Annotated in this window: 18 protein-coding genes; 4 read left to right on the plus strand and 14 right to left on the minus strand. The window is 40.5% G+C overall.

Translation table 11 applies throughout. From position 1 onward, the window contains the following. Positions 1 to 6 precede the first annotated feature (6 nt). From IPI59_03090 to IPI59_03105, 4 genes are all read right to left on the minus strand, one after another. Positions 7 to 423 carry a hypothetical protein gene (locus IPI59_03090; protein ID MBK7526544.1) on the minus strand — a complete coding sequence of 139 codons (417 nt, stop codon included), beginning with the start codon at positions 421 to 423 and terminating at the stop codon, positions 7 to 9. A gap of 207 nt (positions 424 to 630) precedes the next feature. Beyond that, positions 631 to 1,152 (minus strand): DUF4199 domain-containing protein, encoded by a 522-nt coding sequence (locus IPI59_03095; GenBank protein MBK7526545.1) that lies wholly within the window; start codon positions 1,150 to 1,152, stop codon positions 631 to 633. Between the two features lie 72 nt (positions 1,153 to 1,224). After that, positions 1,225 to 1,761, minus strand: coding sequence for a DUF4199 domain-containing protein (locus IPI59_03100; GenBank protein MBK7526546.1), 537 nt, complete (start codon positions 1,759 to 1,761; stop codon positions 1,225 to 1,227). 81 nt (positions 1,762 to 1,842) lie between these two features. Then, on the minus strand, positions 1,843 to 3,249 hold the full coding sequence (locus IPI59_03105) for an efflux RND transporter periplasmic adaptor subunit (GenBank protein ID MBK7526547.1): 1,407 nt from the start codon (positions 3,247 to 3,249) through the stop codon (positions 1,843 to 1,845). A 340-nt stretch (positions 3,250 to 3,589) separates the two neighbouring features. Here IPI59_03105 and IPI59_03110 point away from each other — a divergent pair, with 340 nt between their 5' ends. From IPI59_03110 to IPI59_03120, 3 genes are all read left to right on the plus strand, one after another. Beyond that, positions 3,590 to 4,732 carry a hypothetical protein gene (locus IPI59_03110; GenBank protein ID MBK7526548.1) on the plus strand — a complete coding sequence of 381 codons (1,143 nt, stop codon included), beginning with the start codon at positions 3,590 to 3,592 and terminating at the stop codon, positions 4,730 to 4,732. An 84-nt stretch (positions 4,733 to 4,816) separates the two neighbouring features. Next, on the plus strand, positions 4,817 to 5,236 hold the full coding sequence (locus tag IPI59_03115) for a hypothetical protein (GenBank protein MBK7526549.1): 420 nt from the start codon (positions 4,817 to 4,819) through the stop codon (positions 5,234 to 5,236). Between the two features lie 90 nt (positions 5,237 to 5,326). Beyond that, entirely contained in the window at positions 5,327 to 6,109 is a 783-nt protein-coding gene (locus IPI59_03120) for a succinate dehydrogenase/fumarate reductase iron-sulfur subunit (GenBank protein ID MBK7526550.1), read from the plus strand. Positions 6,110 to 6,215: 106 nt separating this feature from the next. On the opposite strand, the gene IPI59_03125 is transcribed toward IPI59_03120, so the two are convergent. The 10 genes from IPI59_03125 to IPI59_03170 all read right to left on the minus strand — a co-directional run bounded on the left by IPI59_03125 (position 6,216) and on the right by IPI59_03170 (position 19,812). After that, positions 6,216 to 7,208: a pyridoxal-phosphate dependent enzyme gene (locus IPI59_03125; protein ID MBK7526551.1), complete on the minus strand. Its 993-nt coding sequence runs from the start codon at positions 7,206 to 7,208 to the stop codon at positions 6,216 to 6,218. A gap of 112 nt (positions 7,209 to 7,320) precedes the next feature. Continuing rightward, positions 7,321 to 8,769: an O-antigen ligase family protein gene (locus tag IPI59_03130; protein MBK7526552.1), complete on the minus strand. Its 1,449-nt coding sequence runs from the start codon at positions 8,767 to 8,769 to the stop codon at positions 7,321 to 7,323. 62 nt (positions 8,770 to 8,831) lie between these two features. Further along, entirely contained in the window at positions 8,832 to 9,713 is an 882-nt protein-coding gene (locus IPI59_03135) for a hypothetical protein (GenBank protein ID MBK7526553.1), read from the minus strand. A 407-nt stretch (positions 9,714 to 10,120) separates the two neighbouring features. Then, a complete protein-coding gene (locus IPI59_03140) occupies positions 10,121 to 12,004 on the minus strand; it encodes a hypothetical protein (GenBank protein ID MBK7526554.1) in 1,884 nt (627 codons plus the stop codon). A 149-nt stretch (positions 12,005 to 12,153) separates the two neighbouring features. After that, positions 12,154 to 13,557, minus strand: a complete 1,404-nt coding sequence (locus tag IPI59_03145) for a hypothetical protein (GenBank protein MBK7526555.1) — start codon at positions 13,555 to 13,557, stop codon at positions 12,154 to 12,156. A 451-nt stretch (positions 13,558 to 14,008) separates the two neighbouring features. Beyond that, the gene (locus IPI59_03150) at positions 14,009 to 14,227 is read right to left on the minus strand and encodes a twin-arginine translocase TatA/TatE family subunit (protein ID MBK7526556.1); all 219 of its coding nucleotides are present in this window, start codon (positions 14,225 to 14,227) and stop codon (positions 14,009 to 14,011) included. Between the two features lie 90 nt (positions 14,228 to 14,317). Continuing rightward, positions 14,318 to 15,415, minus strand: a complete 1,098-nt coding sequence (locus IPI59_03155) for a hypothetical protein (protein ID MBK7526557.1) — start codon at positions 15,413 to 15,415, stop codon at positions 14,318 to 14,320. Between the two features lie 133 nt (positions 15,416 to 15,548). After that, complete coding sequence (locus IPI59_03160; GenBank protein ID MBK7526558.1) at positions 15,549 to 16,625, minus strand: hypothetical protein; 1,077 nt, start codon at positions 16,623 to 16,625, stop codon at positions 15,549 to 15,551. Between the two features lie 119 nt (positions 16,626 to 16,744). After that, a complete protein-coding gene (locus tag IPI59_03165; protein ID MBK7526559.1) occupies positions 16,745 to 17,266 on the minus strand; it encodes a CopD family protein in 522 nt (173 codons plus the stop codon). A gap of 71 nt (positions 17,267 to 17,337) precedes the next feature. After that, on the minus strand, positions 17,338 to 19,812 hold the full coding sequence (locus IPI59_03170) for a YfhO family protein (protein MBK7526560.1): 2,475 nt from the start codon (positions 19,810 to 19,812) through the stop codon (positions 17,338 to 17,340). Positions 19,813 to 20,099: 287 nt separating this feature from the next. On the opposite strand from IPI59_03170, the gene IPI59_03175 reads away from it, so the two are divergent. Beyond that, on the plus strand, positions 20,100 to 20,420 hold the full coding sequence (locus tag IPI59_03175) for a MerR family transcriptional regulator (GenBank protein ID MBK7526561.1): 321 nt from the start codon (positions 20,100 to 20,102) through the stop codon (positions 20,418 to 20,420). Positions 20,421 to 20,472: the final 52 nt, after the last annotated feature.

Raw genomic sequence — 20,472 nt, forward strand, 5'->3', positions numbered from 1 at the left:
GCATGTCTATTCGCTGGTATTTATCCGGATATATCTAAGCGTATCGGCCTTCGGTGGTAAAATGGTAATTTGTTTGCCCCCGCCAACGGTGTCGCCCCAAATTTTATCGAACCCGTTTGCATATAAATAATAGTTGCCGGCAGGTAGGGGGCCAATTTTTCCATCGCCTATGGGGCTTGCCTGGGTGCTACTGTCGAAGGTTGCCAAGTCAGCGCTTAATAAATAAGGCAGCGACATGGTATCGGTTTGGCCTTTAATATAAACAGCAATATTGCCAACCGTCCACTCATGATGATATACTTCGTAAAACAAGGTGGTTTTAGGTGTGGAAGGTATATCCGGAGGTTGTGGTTTTTTACATCCGTCAATGCCAACAACCGTAATTATTAGTATGCCACAAAGCAAGAAAAATGGGTTTCTCAAAAAAAGCAGAGTTATAAAAATGCCGGTTAATGATAGTAAGGTAATTGTTGCTTATCCTGATGATGAAATGCTTAGGTTTCAGCTACTTGAGTGCGGGTTGGCCATAAACAAATAAAACGCAAACGCACCCTAAGTGGTTGGGTGCGTTTGAAATTACAATTTAACTGTTTATAACTAAATTAACACCGAAGATTATGCTATAGTTATCTATGGTTTAGGCCATTTGCGCGTGTTTAGTGCTATTAAGGTAGTTACCGCTGCTAAAAAAAAAGCAGTAAAAATAAAAAACACAAAACGCTGTAATGCCCCGCCGAGTGTAAGTTTAAGGTCGGCGGTTTGCCATTCTGCCAGCTCTTGTTGCAATTTTTGTGTAGGGGCATTGGGCTGGTTCATTTCGGCCTTAATTTGTTCCATCATCCATTGGCGATAGGTTTCGGGCATTGATGGGTCAATATAATTATACAGCAGATAATGAAAAATGCTTAAAATTGCCAAGGCAATTAGCGAGGCTGAAAATACCGGTTTTAGCAGTTTGCGAAACGCAACTACATCGCGCGGGGGCAAGGGGGCATTATATGCCATACCTATAATGGATAGCATTACCCAAAACATTGAACCCATACCTGCCCAGTTTAAGTAGTTGGTTGCTTGTTGCTGCCAAATTATAAGCAAAAAAGAGCACCCCAAAATACCGCCACCCAGACCCCAAAAAATAGGTTTCGATTGCACAATAGTTTAAATCAAGGAAAAAAGTATAAAATAAGCTGTTTTAATTAGTTTTACTGGCTATTAGATAGTTAGCTATATGGCATTGTTAGGGTCTCTTTTTAAAATTAGGCCTATTATTAACGAAACAATAATGCCCATAAAAATATTTGAAACTACCGTCATGGCGGCCATTGCAGGTGGTGTAACAAATGGTTTTGTGTAAGCAAGTGCTATGTCTATGGTTTCTTGGCTTTGGCCACTTTTAAGCATGTTTTCTTCGGTGTTTGTTAATATGTTTTCGGCAAACTGCGTATCTATAAAACCTATATAAATATACATAAAGATGCCTGCTAAAATACCGGTTGTCAAGCCCATCCACCAGCCTAAATTTACGGCACGCCCTATGGTTAGGTAGCCGCCAGCTACTTGGTTGCGGTACTCGGCAATAGCCATATAGTAGGTAATGCCCATGATAACCCAAGATAAAAATCGCAGAGGCGAGGTGGTCATGTTTATATTGGCAATAAAAAACACCATGGTAAGTACAATGCTTGCCATAGCTAAAATAAGACCCCACTTAGTAGCTGTTGGGCGAGTAGGTGGTAGTTCGGTGGGTATAAAATTGTTCATAAAAGGGGAAATAAAATAAGCAGTTAGTTAAAATAGAATATTTATTTATGCGTTTGCAGGGTTTTATCCGGATATTTTTTTTTAATCTTTACCGCCGTTTTCCTCGTCTTTTGAAGCGTCAATATTTTCTTTTTGGTACAAGGCCTCTTTAGTAACAACGGTAACTTTTTGGTCGTTTTTAAGTTTTTTAGAAATGGCTCTGTATGGCGCTGCTACAACCTCTTCGTTGCCCGTTAATCCGTCTATAATTTCAATATAGGTTTCGTCTTGAATGCCCACTTTTACCTTTTGAATATGTACCTTGCCTTGGTCGTGTACAAATACCAATTCGTAGAGGTTTACATCTTCCGGATTTGTTTTTTCTTTGGTCGAGTCTTCGCGGGTGGTAACGGCCTGTATCGGAACGGTTAAAACATTATTAAGTTTTTTGGTTTGTATATCAACCGAGGCCGACATACCCGGCCTAAACGGAAACTTAAACTCTTTATACAAGTCGGCGTAACTATTTGGCAACAGCCGCACATGTACCGTAAAATTTGTAATTTGGTTGGTACTAACTGCACCCAAGCCCAATTCTTTGGCCGAGTTGGCAATTTCGGTAACTACCCCTTTAAATTTACGGTCTAAGTACGCATCTACTTCAACAGTTGCCGTATCGCCTATGTTTACGCGCAAGATATCGTTTTCGCTTACATCAACGCGCACTTCAATATTGGCAAAATTGGCAATGCGTAAAATCTCTGTCCCCGACATTTGGGTGGTGCCCACCACGCGCTCGCCTTTTTCAACACCCAATTTTGAAACAATGCCGCTCATGGGGGCGTAAATAGTAGTGCGTTTATAGCTATCGCGGGCTTCTTTTAGGGTAGCTTCGGCACTTTTTACGTTGTAGCCCGCACCTTCAATACTTTTAAAAGTTGCATTGAGTTGGGCATCTAAGGCGGCAATTTGTTGTTCAATATTTTTTACGGCCAGTTCGGCGTTGTCTAATTCAACTTGGGCAATTACTTTTTCGTTTAATAATTGCTGGCTTCGTTTAAGGGTTTTTTGTGCGTTAGCTAACTGGGTTTCAAGCTGTTTGCGGTTGGCTTTTACTTGGTCTATACCCACCTCGGCATTGGCTTTGCCCGATTTTGAAGCATTTACCGCCGCTTCTGCCCGCTCAATAGCCGATTCGTATAAGTCCGGATTGATTTTAGCCAGTAATTGGCCGGCTTTTACCGAGTCGCCCTCTTGTACCAACAATTCAACAACCTCGCCCGATACATCTGCCGAAACTTTAACTTCTAACTCCGGATAAACTTTACCCGTTGCCGCAACTGTTTCTATAATACTGCGGCGTTCTACTTTTTCGACTGCAACTTTTGTAAATTCGGCTTTACCAAACCAGCCTAATTTTTTGCCTGTAACGGCAATAATTATTAAAAACAAGGTTAAAACAATTAAAATATTGCGCAGCAAGTTTGAACTTTTTTGCTTGGTTGCCATAAATGGATAAGTTATCTAATAAAATTTAACTAAAATGTGTTGCTACTAAATAGTATAAATAATTTGAACTAATGAAGTATTAAACCGCGAAATTACAATATTGCCGGCAATTATCCGGATTAAAAAATTACTTGCCCGTCAATTTAAGCGTCTTATTGACCATATACTTAGTACTTCCGACTAACAAAAAACCGGCATCATTCGTTCGTTATAAGCAATATTTACTGCTAAATATAGTTTTTGTGTTGTTTTGGGCTTTCAAACCCGGTTAAAGTTGTATTTTTGCCCTTGTATTTACATAAAGGATAAAAACAATAAAACAATTTATTACCGACCGAACATGCAAACCCTACTTGCCACTACTTTTGAGGGATTGGAACCTATACTTGCTTCAGAAATTACCGCCTTAGGTTACGAAGTACAACAAACATTTAACCGCGCTGTTAGTTTTAACGGCAATTTGGCCGAAATGTACCGCGCCAATTATTGGTTGCGCACCGCTTTACGCATACTAATGCCCATAGATTCGTTTAGAGCCAACAGCGAGCGCGGCTTATATTACGGCATTTACGATTATGATTGGAGCCAATGGTTAAACCCCGATACTACTTTTGCCATTGAAACAGTTGTTAAATCGCCTTATTTTTCGCACAGCCATTATGTGGCTTTAAAAGCAAAAGATGCCATCGTTGACCAATTCAGAGCTAAAACGGGAACACGCCCTTCGATAGCACGCGAGCGCCCAAATTTGCGCATCCGGATTCATATTTTTCATGACGAAGTACGGGTATTATTAGACAGCTCTGATGAACCACTTAACCGCCGGGGGTATAGAATTGAAGCGGGCGAAGCACCGTTAAACGAAATTTTAGCTGCCGGAATGCTGCATCTTTCCGGATGGGTTGAACAAGCCCACTTGCCACTTGTTGACCCTATGTGCGGCTCGGGAACAATACCCATTGAAGCTGCCATGATAGCAAACGGCATTGCCCCACAGCATACCCGCGATTGGTTTGGTTGTATGAACTGGCCAAATTTTGACCAAAACCTTTGGGAACAACGCTACACTGCACCCAGCAACATAATTTTAGCACCAACATCGCCTGCTATTGTTGCCTCCGATATTGATGCCTATACCTTATCGGTGGCCAAAAATAATGCCGACCGCGCCGGCGTAGAAAATTATATAGACTTTACCTGCTGCGATTTTGAAAATACACCCTTACCCCAAGCCCCCGGATTTTTAATAACTAACCCACCTTACGGCCAACGCCTTGGCGAATTTGACGAAACCGCCCCACTATACGAGCGTTTAGGCTCGTGGTTAAAACACAAAGCCACCGACTACAACGCCTGGGTAATTAGTAGCAACAAAATTGCCCTACGCAAAATTGGCCTGCACCCAAACAAAAAACTAACTTTATTTAACGGGCCATTAGAGTGCGGTTTTTGGGGCTTTGAACTTTACGAAGGCAGTATATAAATTATATTATATTATACTATAGCTACGTATCTTTTTTTTGTTTTTACAATACACTACCATAAAATATTTTATTTTTTACTCCTTATGACATTAACTCCAACAAAAAAATCTCGCATTATAAACTTAGTTCCAACAATAATAACAGCAATAAGCTTTTTTGTATTTACCAGCATTTTACCTGCCTGTTACTACGACAACGAAGCCGACCTATACCCAAGTTTACCAGCTAACTGCGATACGAGTAACATAACATTTGCTAATTATATACAACCATTGTTAGAGAATCATTGTATAGTTTGCCATAGCGGCGATGGCTCTTTAAGTGGTGGCATACTATTTGAAGCTTACGAACAAATAAAAACACAAGTAGATAATGGCAGTTTTTTGGGTGCAATATCGCATAGCTCAGGTTTTCCCGAAATGCCACAAGGCGGCGACAAATTACCCGCCTGCGACCTTTACAAAATTGAGATGTGGATTAACGCAGGTGCACCAAATAATTAAATTATTTTTTTATTTATTTATTGCTTCTTCAACTGATACAAAAAAACCGGATACTTATCATTAATATCATTATTACCATCATTATTCATTATGAAACTAGCACTTAAAATTTGGCGTCAAAAAAACCGCACTACTGCCGGCAAATTTGAAACTTACACCTTAGATGGTGTGAGTGAGCACATGTCGTTTTTAGAAATGATAGACATGCTAAACCAACAATTGGTACAAGCCAAACAAGACCCCGTAGCCTTTGACCACGATTGCCGCGAGGGTATTTGCGGTATGTGTAGCATGTATATTAACGGCCGTCCACATGGCCCTTGGCAAGGAACAACTACTTGCCAACTGCACATGCGGGCATTTAAAGATGGTGATACCATTTGGATTGAGCCTTGGCGTGCAGAGGCTTTTCCGGTTATTAAAGATTTAGTAGTTGACCGCTCTTCCTTTGACCGAATTATACAGGCGGGCGGTTATATTAGCGTAAACACCGGCAACGCCATTGACGGCAACGCCCTTCCTATTGAAAAACACATGGCCGTAGAAGCCTTTAACGCAGCAGCATGTATTGGTTGCGGTGCCTGTGTGGCTGTTTGTAAAAACGCATCGGCTATGCTGTTTTTGTCGGCAAAGGTAGCGCATTTGGGTAAATTGCCGCAAGGTCGCCCCGAGGCCAGCAGGCGGGTGCTAAAAATGCTCGAACAGCACGATGCAGAAGGCTTTGGCGCTTGTACTAATACGGGTGCATGCTCGGCGGTATGCCCAAAGGAAATATCACTTGCCAATATTGCCTATTTAAACCGCCAATATATATCGGCAACAATGGCCTCAGACGAAACTTTAGCCCCAATTATAGAAAAAGGAGGCGGGTAGATTGGTTTGCTGTGATAGTGAATTTAGTGAATTTAGCTAATTTAAGCCAAACAAAAAAATCCGGAAAACTGCATTTATAAGAAGCCATCCGGATAGAGCTATTTGATTAGTCTAAATATCCTTTTTGGCGCATCCAGTCGTCATTATAAATTTTGCCTACATATCGGCTGCCATGGTCATGAAAAAGCGTAACGACAACATCGCTTGGCTGAAGTTCGTTTTTAATAGCCACAATGCCCTGAAATGCCGACCCCGACGACCAACCTACAAAAATACCTTCGCGGTTGGTAATTTCGCGGGCGCGCAAAGCACTTTCTTTGTCGGGGGCTTTTATAAAGCGGTCAATTAGTTTAAAATCAATATTATCGGGTATAAAGTCTTCGCCTATTCCTTCGGTGGCATAGGGGTAAATTTCGGCTTGGTCTATTTTTCCGGTTTCGTGGTATGCTTTTAGGGTGCTGCCGTAGGTATCAACGCCTATAATTTTAATAGCAGGGTTTTGCTCTTTTAGGTATTTAGCAATGCCCGATATGGTGCCGCCTGTACCTACGCCCACTACAAAATGGGTTATATTGCCGTTGGTTTGAGCCCAAATTTCGGGGCCGGTTGTTTCGTAATGGGCTTGCCGATTAGCTAAATTGGCATATTGATTTATATGAAATGAGTTGGGAATTTCTTTGGCTAAACGGGCAGCCTGCGAATAGTACGAGCGGGGGTCTTCGGGTTCAACATTTGTTGGGCAAACCAAAACCTCGGCACCAACGGCACGCAGTATGTCTATTTTCTCTTTCGATTGTTTGTCGGTAGTTGTAAATATACACTTGTAGCCGCGCACTATGGCTGCCAAGGCCAAACCCATGCCGGTATTGCCCGATGTGCACTCTATAATGGTGCCTCCGGGTTTTAAAAGGCCGCGTGCTTCGGCATCTAAAATCATGCGCAAGGCCATCCGGTCTTTAGTTGAATTGCCGGGGTTAAATGTTTCAACCTTAGCTAATACGGTAGCCTTAATGCCATGCTCGGCTGGTAACTTGTTTAGGCGCACCAAGGGGGTGTTGCCTATTGTTTCGAGTATATGGTTGCTTATTTTGTTGTTCATGTTATATGCAGATAATATTTGTTAAATTATATTTTATTTAAGGCTGTTGTTTGTTTCCGGATGTATTTTTTATCCGGAAAAAACTGTTTCGTTTGCTTTTCGGCCTATCATATTAGTTAATGTTTGGTTGTTGTTTGGGTGCTATGGCATATCTTGCGTCAAAACCTGCTATAATACTAATGGCGGTATAAAATATAGTGCCTATTTTATCAACTTCAATTAGGTCAGAGACTAAAAGATTGATTAGAACGATGGCTACAATTTGTAAAAAAACCAAAACAAAGGCTTTTTGCTTGGGGTCATCTAATCTATGGTAAAGGTTTTGGCCTCGTATAAAAGTATAATATATCATTAGTGCAAAAAGTAAAAGCCCGGGCAAGCCTTGGTCGGCGGCTAACATTAAATAGTAGCAATGTACCCCCGATTTTTCGAGGTTATCGCTTACATAGGTTTTAAATCTTTCGACTGTATAGGGGCGGTACGAGTTGTAAAAGTTTCCGGGGCCAAAGCCGGTTAGTGGTCGTTCGCCAATCATGTGGCCGGCGGCAACCCATCGGTAAACGCGCTCGGCAAACGATATATCTTTACCTTGAAAAGTGGCAATTATGTGGTCTTCTAAATTGGCGTGGTAAACGGTGGTTTCGTACTCGGGGGCAAATTTAATAAAATTGTTATTGCTTGCTACAAATACAACAAAAAGCAACAAGGCACCAAAAACCAGATTTAGGGCGGTTGCCATTAGTTTTTTTCGGACAAGGTAGGTTACTAAGGGTATGGCTAATAGGCCAACATAAGCGGCGCGGGTAAAAGCCAGGGCAATACCTAAAAACAAAATTGCCAACCCTAATTGAGCCAAAAGCCGGGGTATTTTACCTTTTTTAAACCACCGGAGAGCAAACAGCAGCATTGGCACTAATAAAGTGATAAAAACGGCGTAGTTTACATGATTCCGGAAAAAAGGTTGCACTACATTATTGGCTCGTTGAAAATCGAAATCGGTTAGGGCGTGCAAATAAACATTCCGGATAATTAATAATACCATTACCGCACTCATGCCTATAATAATGCTTTTAAAGTCGGTATCTTTTTTTACAAACAAATTAGTTACAAAAACAAAGGTAAAAATATACCATGTTTTGGCTAACAAAAATTTAACTGATACTAACGAGTTTGTAGAGTACAGAGCGGCGATGGATATCCAAATAATTTGTAATAATAGCAGTACAATAATGGGGTGGTTAATAAACCTGCGCTGCCATTGCTTAGGATTTAGCAGATAATACATAAGTCCGGCTACCATAAGCGCTACCATAAGCGGTTCGCTGGGTAAATCAGTTGCTAAGGTGGTGCTAAAATCGTATTCAATAGAAAGGGGCAGCAGAATAAAAAACAATTTATAAACCGAGCTTAAATTGAACAGCATTAAAAGCGCAGTCAATACGGCTACAGGTAAACCCATAAGCAAGGGCTGCTCGAGGGCAATAGAGGCAGCAACGCTTGCCAATGTTAGCAAACTAAATAAAATAAACTGGTAGTTGGCGGGTAGGCTAAAGCCTTGCATATACAAACTTTTGCTTAGCGGTATATTTTATTTTTATGGTGGCGACAATATAGATTATCTAATTACTTATTTTGAATTATTTGCTTGTACTCTTTAGTTTTTTCGATGACAACTACGGCAAAAATCATAATAATTAAGGTAACTAAAACGGCGGTTGTTACAATAAGCCATCTAACCGGATAGGCTTTTTTTAGCACGGGTAGGGCTTTTTGAATAATATACAACGAGGAGAATTTTTGCTTTAATGCCGATTCGTGCTCGTCTTGAATAATTTGAATTTTATTATATTCGCCAACAGCGCTTTTAAGGCGCAAATTTAGCATATTAGCTACTACCGTGTCTTTTGGGTTTCGTTGTATGGAGTGGTTTAAGCTGTCGGTTATTAGTTGAACGTCTTTGCGTTTGTCTTCAATTTTTTGAGCGTATAAACGCGAGAGGTCTAATTTTTTTTCGTTTGTTAGCTCTTTGTATAAGGTATCTAAGCGGTTAGCAACTTCATTGGCAATTTCGGCGGCCATATACGGGTCTTTATCTAATACACTTAGTTTTAATGTGCTTTGTAAGGTTTCAACTAAAGAAATTGACTCGTGTAGTTCTTCGCGCATGTAATAGTCCTTTAATTTGTCGGTTGTATCAATTTCGTACCGGTCAAAAAGGTTGTATTTTTTTATGATATAGTTTTCTAAATCAGACGAGTTTAGTAAAGACCGCATCCGGTCCATTTCGGCTTGCCCGCCAAACAAATAAACAGGTTCACCTTGTTTTGTGTAGGCAAACACGTTGCTTCTGTCCATCATATAGGGGTTGATAGGCAAAAACTCAACATACGAGCCATATTTTACTGGCAATAACAAGGCAGCAATGGCACTAATAATGGCCGCTGCTATTACTACAATAAGTATATTTTTGCGCCATTTATAAACAATACTCAGTAATTCTTCCATATAACAGTAATAAAAATTGAAGGACAAAGTTACGCAAAAATAACAATATGCCGAAGTAGATTACACGCTATTGGTTTGCCTACCAAAGATAATACCCACTTTAAGCTTCTATGCGGGCAAGGCAAGGGCTGAAAGGTTAAAGTAGTACCGTATTGTATAGCGAATTGTTAAGTTTGAAGCACAATACAAAGTAAAAATAATAGCTAAAATCCGGATAAAGGAAGAGATAAAAGTTTATGGCCTCGCGATTTCATTTCCAAGTTGCCCTTAAATCTCATCTTATTAGAAAACACGAACTTACACTTTTCTGTGCCTTAAACAACTTAAATTCAAAACCTCATTAAGAGGTAGTTTGGGTTAAAACTAAATATTAGGTTTAAATTTATTAGTTAGCTTCACCCACTTATTTATTTATTGATTGATATGATTAGGTCATCTAAGTAAACCGGAAAGCTAGAAGGATTATAAACATATACTTTTACGTGGTCTTTTAAGGTTTGCGCGGCAGGTATTGTTGTTTCAAACGACACTTTTTGCCACCTTCCTTCGGGCACTAAATCTTGTAGATTTATCGGTGTCCAGTTGTAGCTTTTCTCATTTTCAAACGATATAACCATTATTGGCTGTTTGTATTGGTTGGGTTCATTTTGATTAATTAGTATTTGCGCTTCGGCATGTAAAATTTTACCGGTGGCGTTGGCAATTTCGGACATTGGCAGGTCAAAACCTAAAGAATAGGGCGCGGCATTTGAAACAATGGCAGAGAATTTACCTTCAAAAGCGTGAAGGCTGTCTATCCGGATAGAATCGGCAGTTGGCTGCTGCTCAAAACTTGTTGTAAACAGGGTTGTTTCGGCGTTGTTATTATTAAAGGTAAATTGTTTTTTCTTAAATAAGTATGTTTTTCGGTGGTTTCCCCATTGGTCGCCTGCTTCAAATGAGCGCAACAAATCAAAGCGGCTATCTTGTGTTATCATTTCAAGCTTAGTTTGACATTCCATAACGCTATACCAATCGTCCCAAATTATCAAACTTTTATCAGGTATTGGTTTATTTTTAAACAGCTCGGCGGTAAATTCTTTTTTGTCTTGGTCAAACATATCTACATTTAGCGCCATAGCAATAAACGGGGCATCAAAATAGTATTTATACCCCTCAAAACGGTTGCCAATGTAATTAGCCATTTCCATTTGAGCAACCTGGTCGGCACGTAAAAGCAGATGGGTTTTCCAGTTTTGACCAAAAAGGGTAAAAGCAAAAACAAGGGCAACTACTGTTGTTACAAATCCTTTTTTTGCTATTATTTTATTTCCCCATAAATCGCTTAGGATATTTAGACCTCTTAAACAAATTATTGCCGCTAAAGGAACAACACCCACCAATACGCGCAGCAGCCCAAAAGATTTAAATATTCCTAAATACCAAAATAAAGTATGCGCCAAGATATAGGCCAAAAAACAGCCATATACCAGCCAAAGTTCGGTAGCTGTAATAAAGCGGTACGAAACTGATTTAAGGGTTTGGTATAATTTGATGGCACCATATACTAAGCCTGCGCCCAGCAAAATATACATTGGCAACCCCAATACATTTTTCAACCCATTTATAAAATGAAATAGTTGCCCCGACCCATAAATTGAACTATTTTGCGCATAAGGTATATCGGTAAATACCCACCAAAAACTGCCAAGGTAAAAATATCCTACTATGCTAAAAACTACATGTCCGGCAAACAGCAAAGGCAATAGTCGCCATTTTTTAATACTCAACAAGTATAGGAAATATACACATAAAATAACTAACCCCTCTGAGCGCACAAAGGGCAAAAACGATACCCATATAACCGATGCCGTTACCTGCCCTCTTACTGCCATAAAAACCGCCGCTATAAGCCAAAAGGCAAAGAGGGGTTCGGTAAGCCCCGATAAAGTGAGGTAAATATGCATAGGTGCCAGCATTACAAACAACAAGGCTATAACGGCATTTGGTAGCGCAAATATTTTCGCAATTTTGTAAGAGAACCATGCAGAAAGCGTGCTTAGGCCTATGTTCATAAGTTTTACCCCTACAAAACCTAACTGTGTAAAAGGGGCAGCTATCAACACGTACATGGGTTTGGCCCAGTGGTCTAAAAAATTAGCGGTATGTTTAAAGGCATACTTTGCAAAAAGGTAATGCGAAACGCTATCGCCTTCATCTCCGGTGCCGTTTGTAAGAAATGCCAATGCACACATGGCAGCAAAATAAATGCAAATAAAAACAAATGGTAGTCTGTCTTGTTTTAGCGGCATAGAAAGTATCTTGATAAACAGTGCTGAAAGCCAAAAGTATTATTACCCAAGCGTATAAGTTAAAACACCGGAGTTAGCATTATTGGCAGTATAAACATTCTAACTACCAACTTAAATGCTTTTTGTCATTAATGAACGGCATTTTTAAGCTACCCCACTGGCTCTAAATCAGGGTCTTTAGCGATGTCGTCTTTAGCCGTATCCTCATTATTGCTGCCCTCCTCATTTTGATTAACAGCAGAGTCGGCCAATTCGGGTAACGATGACGATGGCACTAAGTCATTATTATTCGTTTCTTCTACGGTGGGCGGCACTTCGGTTAAAGCCGGAAAAGCAGCGGTGGGGTGTTCGTCGTTTAAAACAATTACAATGCCGCTGTTTTCTGTTTCTGTTTCTTCTTTTGGAGTTTGGTTTTCGGTTGTTTCAGTTTCGTTGGGTTCGGCAGTTGTTGCGGCTGGTTTGGTGCTGCGTGTGCGCGTAACTTTTTGTGCTTTGGTAGGTTTGGCTTTTTCCTTTTCGCCTCGGCTTTTTTGGTTATTCGATGCAGCTTCAGATTGATTTTTAAGCTGTTTAAACGTTTTTTGCATATCCGCCAACTTTTCCAATTTCGATTCTATCCGGGCTTCTATCATGGCTATTTTTGCCTCTAATAATTGCGACTCTAAACTGCGGTTGGTCTCGGTTTTGCGTGCTTGTTGGTATTGCAACGATTCCTGGTCTTGCTCTATTGATTTTTCCATTCGTTTTATTACCTCTTCTAAGCCTTTTAAACGAGCTTGCGAGCGCGAGTTGTCGCTGGTTTTGCGTTCACTTCGTATAGCTTCAAAAGCTATATTAAAAGCATTGCGCACTTTGGCGGCTAATTTATTAGTAATTTTAAGCCCTTGCGACTCGGTTTGCAATTGTCGCAGGTTATTAAACAAATCGTTAAGGCGGTGCGAGTTTGCAACCTGGGCAACAATTTCCTCAATTTTCGCTAACATGCTCTCGACAACGGCATTGGCATGACTTTCAAAGCTCTCGCTTTCGCTTTTTCTAAGTTCTTTTAACTTGCTAAAACAGGTATTAATTTGGTCGCGAAGTGCGGTGGCTTGTTCGCGGGTTAAATCGCGCTCTTGGTAATGCCGGTTTACCTTATCCCAATACGATTTTGTGATGTCCCATGCTTCGGGGTCATTTTTTTCCATTTCGCCCACTTGCAGAACTAATTGGTCAATTTCGAGGGTTAGTTGTTGCATTAATTTTAACGACAACACTTTTACAAACCATTCTTTTTCGGCACGGCTTACCAAGTCGGTTTCTTTGGTTCGTATTTCGTCGGGTAGCAGGTTGCCGTCCGACATTTTGCGTTCTTCGTGGGTATTTGCCAAGGCAAAGTCGGCATCTGTTAGTACGTCCCAGTCTTTAAACATTTTTTCAATAAAGGCTTCTTCTAAAACAGCCTTGTCAAATGTCCAAAAATCAACTTTGTTATCGTGTTCGCGTAAGCGCAAAACTGCAAGAATTTCTTGCTCATTTTCGTTGGTTGCCCAAAAAACAATCGTGTTTTTCATTTAAGATGTGCTAAAATGGAAAATAGGTAGGTAATCAGTTAAGCAAAAGTAAAAACTATTGCCGGTACGTTTTTTATGTCTATTTCCGGAGCAAATTTAAATTAAATCCGGAGACATTATTATAGTCAATGATGTAAATGTTTTTCCGGAAAGAAATTAAAAGCCACCAGAGCCGTTTTGTTAATTTTAAGTTTTATCTAATCAAAATAGGATGTTTGATGAGCTAAATACTATCCGGAAAAATTTGTTTAAATTCTTGTTGTAGTTTGTGTTTGTAGTTTTCTAAAAAAAGTATCCGGAAAATTATTTTATTCCGGATTAATCTTTTAATTCTATCAATTAATCAGTTAACAAGGCAACTAACTAAGCAATTTAATTAAATGTTAAAAAATAAAACGGGTAGCAAACATATATGCTGCCTATTAATTTAATGGGTACGGTCAAAATATTATTATTTTGCCGTTGGTTCTGTTTTTTTCTCTTCGGCTTTTATGCCTTCTTCAAGTTCTTTTTGTACATTATTGCGGGCATTGTTAAACTCGCGGATGCCTTGGCCTATGCCGCGTGCTAATTCCGGAATTTTACGACCACCAAAAAGTACCAAAACTACTAAAAGAATAACCAACATTTCGTTGAAGCCAATATTGCCTAAAAATAGTAGGTGGTTCATGGTTAAAATAATTAGTTAAAATGAAAACGAGTGAATAAAATGTTTTACAAAGGTACGGCAATTATGCCGGTTAAAACAGTAATTTTATAGCTAATTTATCGAAAAACGTTCAAAAACTTCTCCATCTGGGTCGTAATGGCCTAAATTATTGGCATTTTTTTGGCTTAGCAGCCAAATGCTAATGTCTTCGGGGGCTTGCAACGAGGTGGTGTACCAAGCGGGTATTTTACCTTTGCTAAATAGTTGTCCTAATGGTCTATCGAACCATTTGCGGTCTTCGGCAGGGGTACGGAGGCTTTTTTCGGCTTCTTTAAGCATTTTCCACAGGCGGTCAACAGCAATTTTTCGGTTAGGCTGTAGGTCGGTCAGCAGGTCGTATAGCAAGGCTTGGTCTAAGGCGGGCAACTGGTGTGCCTCGGCTATATTGGTTAGTTTTTGGTAGTTTTCTAATTCATCTTTTTGAGTAATGCCGTGTTGTTGGGCTGCTGCTAACTCGTTTGGCGATTCGAACTGGCCTTTTTGCGCTTGGTAAAACGATTCGGGGCTTTGAAAACCCTGCTCAAGTGCTTTTCTAAAATCGGGTGCGTTGGCATTGGCAAAGCCTGTTAGTACGGCTTGCTCAAACTCGGTATAGGTGGTGTAGCCGTGTTGGGTGGCAAAATGCCAAATATCGGCATCGGTATGGCAGTGGTGAATAAGTTTTTTATAGGTAGTGTCTAAAAGGTTTTTTTGGCTACAGCTTTTGTGTAGTTTTTGCAGCGCGTTTTCAAAGCCTAATTCGGCGGCAGTTTGGTAATTGGCGCGGTTTGTAAAGCCCGCTTTCAGGCAAGCGTTGTAATCGGCAAAGTTTAAAAATCCGGCTTGTTGTGCTTGGTAGTATTCGTCTCCGGTTGTAAAACCTGCTTTTTGCCCCTCGCGGTAATCGGTTAGATTATTGTAGTTAAGTCCGTTAATGGCATAAAATAACCCGTTTTGAAAAAACGAGAACTGGGTATATGTTTTTTTGCCGGATTCCTTTTTGTTGGGCAATAAATGCTCGGGCAGGGTTTGTTTTGTCCGGCTAATAAACAGCACTTCGGGCTGCCAGCGCGCCAGCAGTTGTTCAAACTCGCTAAAAAGTTTTATCTGAACTAAAGGGGTGTGTTTTTTGTGGGCAATGGTTATTTGCTGCGCTGGGGTAAACGACATGGCTTAATCGGCTTGTTTACTAAATAAAAATGCGACACTGTACAAGGACGGGGCTGACAAATAGATAGGTAAGGCAAATAAATATTTGGCAAAGTTACGTTTTTTTAGCTTTGTTGCGCGGTAAGGTGTTGCGCTAATTATTGGGCAAGGGCACAAAAAACTGCTGGTAGTGTTTTAAAACTTTATCGAATGCAAACTGCTGTATCAGAATAACATCGCTGCCATTATCGGCAAAGGCTAAAAACCGGTCGCGGTCAATAGGTGTTTGAGTAGGGTTGTTTACATCGCTAAGCGGGTTGTAGGTTTTAGTGCGCTGGTTGGCACGCATATAATGAACCGTAAGGCTGCGTTGCTGGTTTTGTTGGGTGCTAAGTTTAATTTGGCAATAGGGTTTGGCCTGCTTTAGCGAGTCGGGGTTTGGAAAATGAGGCTCAAACCCCTCGGCATAAAGTGCACTAAATGCTTGTACCATTTGGGCTGCCATCGGTTTGTTTAGCACGTAGGGTACTTGAGGGGGGGGCACTTCGGTTGGCGAAATTAAATTAAATGAATCCGGAAAATGCACCACCTTTAAAATAAAACTCTGTTGAAACTGGTGGGGGTAATCTATTTCAATTTGTGTAATATCTTGGGGTTTATAGCCAAACAACAACCTGCTTCGCCAGGTATGAACATCGGTAATAAAGCGCGGAAGCAAATCGCCTTCAAAATTGGGTGTGTTTACCATAAATGGCCTGTTGTTTTTGCCGTCAACTTGCATGTAAACGCCAATATTATTGAGGGGCACGCCGGCAACACGCCACACCCTTGCCGGAGTTGTGTCGGTTGGGTGGGTATATATTTTTATGGTTCTTTTGGGGTGCTCAAAATCGGTTTGCAATTTAGGCAAAGCGGCATTAGCTACTGGGTACTGCGCACTCATGCGGTAAAAAGTAGTTAGCAAGGTATTAATAGCATCGGGGCGGGCAGTATAGTGTTGGTTAACGGTCCATCCGGTTTGAGGGGCGGGGCGGCGTTGAAGTATGGCTTTGCGCCCTTCGTCATCTGTAATTTCGAGGCGCAAAATAGCGGCAGTATCGCGCCAAGTATAAAGGGTATTGCCTTCGCTGGCAAGGGTGTTTTTTGATTTATTAAATACAAAAAAATACACCAGCACACAAAGTACCAAAAGCAAGGCAGCTGTAACTAATAGCTGTTTTTTATTTTTCATATAGGCAAAATTGCGCTACAAACATGTAACTGGTTTTAAAAGGTTAATTATGCTTTTTGCAAAGCTGATAAATAATAATATCTTAATCAGAGCAATATAAATTAATTTAATTGATTGCGCTAAGTTTTCCGGATAATTTTATATATCCGGATAACACCTACAAACAAAACAAAGCCCATCAAGCCGTAAGCAAGGCTTATTGGCTCTTTTACAACTGCCAAACTTACTATACATGCTAAAAACAAGGCTGGCACCTGGTTAATAATGTTCAGTTGGTTACTTGTGTATTTAAACACTAACTGCCGTTGTTGTTTGTATATTCGGTGCAATACGTGTTGAAATATAAATAATAGCAGCACTAAAGTAGTTTTTATGTGCAACCAAACGGGTAATGGTTTGATGGGGTATGTCAACAACAACCAAATGCCAATCACAAGGGTTAAAATACTCGATGGCCAAATTACCCCCATTAGCAACCGTTTAATCATTAAATTAAACTGTTGGTGCAAAATGGTGCTTTCGGGTTGGGGTTTATCGGCTGCTTCACGGTTGTACAAAAATAAGCGACCTAAATAAAATAAACCACTAAACCATGTTATAACAAAAATAACATGTAACGCTGTAAGGTAGGTCATATTCATTTTGACGGAAAAAATTAACTGTGTTTTTTTATATCTTTAATAAATGGCTTTTTTAGAACTAAAAACAGGTTTTACCCTTCGGCATTAGCTGTAGGTGTTATGTTTTGTTGCCTGTAATGCAGGTAAAAACTTGCTGCCACCAAAAGGCAGAGTAAAATTGAAAAAACAAAGCCCATCGTTTGCCCGCTGTAATAGGTTTGTGGTTCAAATTTAAACTCGATAGTATGTTTTCCGGCGGGCACATTTAAAGCGCGTAGGGTGTAATTTGCCCTAATATGCTCGGTTTTTTGTCCATCAATATAGGCGTTCCAGCCTAAACCGCTATTGTAGTACACCTCGCTAAAAACGGCTAATCCGGGGCTGTTATTTTGGGCTTCGTAGGTAAGTTTTTCGGGGTCGTAGCTTGTTAGTTTTATGCTTGCAGTGCTATCGGCGGCAGGGGTTAGGCCACCTAATTTATTGGCAAAATCGTTGCTTACCACTGCTGTTGTGCGCGGGTCGAAATCGGGGGCAGTTATGGCAGCCATTTCATCGTTGGCGGTAGCTACTGTTTTAATTTGGCTTACCCACCAAGCATTGCCCAAGGCGTGTGGGTTGGTAATAGGCGCAGCACCTGGATTATAAATAATGTATTTAGTATTGAGCATATTAATACCGCTTAACTTAGACAGGGTTTGGTCAATAGCATCGGGCGTTGGATTGTTTTGGAACGCATCGGTTAATTTTGTTATTTCCGGACTTAAATCTCCTTCAATTAAATCTTGGTAACGCCGCAATTTGGCACCATGATACCCTCCAATAGATTTATGAAAATACGAAGTATAGGCATCGTTAAAAGGATTGCCCAATTTTAAAACCCTGTAATTGGGGTCTTTATCGGCCAGAATACTTTTATCGGCGGGGCTTTCTTTAAATTGTTCTTCCGATTTGCTTTTCGACACAAAATTATCCGAGTCTAAATATCTTCGCCCAACTGTCCATAAATCGCCCAATGTAAATACTGCCAAGGCGGCTATTAAGTAAATGGGTTTAACTTTAAACTTATTGGTAATTAACGCCCAAACCAAGGCGGCGGCAATACCCACCAACAACAAGGAGCGCAGTGCGTCAAAACGAAATAACGATTGGCGGGCTTCAATAATAATATCGGGCATCTCTTGGTTGTTAGCAAAGCTAAAAAGGCCACCGCCAAACAAGGCAAACAGTAGTAAGAGGCCGCCAAAAACTCCGGCACTAATTTTTAAGGCGTTAAGTGCTTTTTGGGTAGTAACCTTGCCCGATATAATAGCATCGAGTGCCAATACACCCATTAAAGGCATGGTTAGCTGTGCTATTACCAAGGTCATCATTGGCACTCGGAATTTGTCGTACATCGGGAAAAAGTCGAACATAAAATTATTAAAGGCCGGAAAGTTTTTACCCCAAGCCAGCACAATGCTTAAAATAGTTCCGGATAAAAGCCACCAGCGATAACGCTTATCAACTAAAAAGCATCCTAATAAAAACAAAAAGCAAATAATAGCCCCTTGATAAATGGGACCTCCGGTAAAGCGCAAGTCGCCCCAATAAAGGGGTGCGCGGTCGGGGGTAGGCGATTTATTGGCTTTTAGCAGTTTTTTCAACTCGCTGTTATGGTGCGGTTCGCTTGAGCCGCCTCCCATAAATCCGGGAACTGCCAGTGTCATGGTTTCGGCAATGCCGTAGCTCCATTCAAGGGCGTAGTCGCGGTCTAATCCGGTAGCGGTTCGGTGTTCTCCGGTTAAATCTGAGCCGCCTCTAATGGTTTGCTTTGAGTATTCGAGGGTGGTAAGCAAACGAGTAGCACTGGTGCCCATGCCAATTACAAAAGCTACCCCCAATAATAACGATGTTTTTATAAAGTTTGGAACTGTTTTGTTGCGTATGGCAAAAACCAATTCGCTGATAAACAATAAACCCAATAATAAAAACAAATAGTAGGTAATTTGCGGGTGGTTAGCTCCTATATTTAAACAGGTGGCTAAGGCGGTTATGCCCAAACCCAACCAAAGTTTACCACGGTATGCCAGTAAAACTCCGCCTAAAACCAAGGGGGCAAAAGCCATGGTGTGGGCTTTGGTTTGGTGGCCTGCCTCAATAATTAAAAAATAATAAGTACTAAACGCATAAACAATTGCACCTAAGGCGGCCAGCCAAGGGCTAACGCCAAAAGCAACCAATAAAATATAAAACATAACTAAGGCAAAAAATATACTGCTTGCCGAACTGGGCAGCAAATCCATTGTTTTAGCCCGAAGCGTGTTTATAAAATTGCTTTTTTTGGTATCCATGGCAATTTGGTAAGTAGGCATACCACCAAACATCGAGTTTGTCCAAACGGGGTTATGGCCGGTTTTGTCGCGGTAGGTTAGTACCTCTTGGGCCATGCCTTTCCATTGGTTGGTATCGCCTTGCACCAACACTTTACCGCCAAATTCGGGGGCAAAAAAGGCAATAGTTAAAACCAAAAATACCGCAATAGCTACTAAATGCGGCGTGGCATTTTTGATAAACGAGTTTGCGTTCATTATTGTAAGTGGTTATTTGTAAAAATGGTTAGGTTTGAGTATTATTGTATTTATTTAGGCTGTGCTAATTTGAAATCAATAAGGTAAAGATAGTAAGATAAAAAAAGGCAAAAGTAGTGTCTTTAATTTTAAAGTACTATATAAACCATAAGTTAGCGCAGCATTTTTTACTGCAATTAACAAAAAATGCTCAAACTTGTATTAATTTTGCCATCCGGAGTAAATAAGTAAGTAGGCAAATAAATAGCTGAGTACTTTCATCCACCTAACTTTTACAAACCCATATTGTGGATACCAAGCGCTATTATAGTATTACCGAAGTGGCACAACTACTCGATGTATCGGCATCGGCTATACGTTTTTGGGAAACCGAGTTTGGCAGCTACTTAAACCCCCGAAAAGACAATGCGGGCAAACGCTTATTTACATCCAAAGATGTGGAGCATCTTCAACATATTAAATACTTGTTGAAAGAGCAAGGTCTAACCATTGAGGGCGCACGAAAAATAATTAACAAAAAACAACAAACCGATGACACCAATGCTGCCCTAATTGAAAAACTACAGCGTTTACAAAAATATGTAATCAAGCTAAAAGATGGGCTTTAAGTGCAACTATAAACCCTGGCTTTCCGTTATTACTGTTCAGAATTTGACGCAC

This window comes from Sphingobacteriales bacterium (genome assembly GCA_016706405.1).
Taxonomy (GTDB): Bacteria; Bacteroidota; Bacteroidia; order Chitinophagales; family UBA2359; genus BJ6.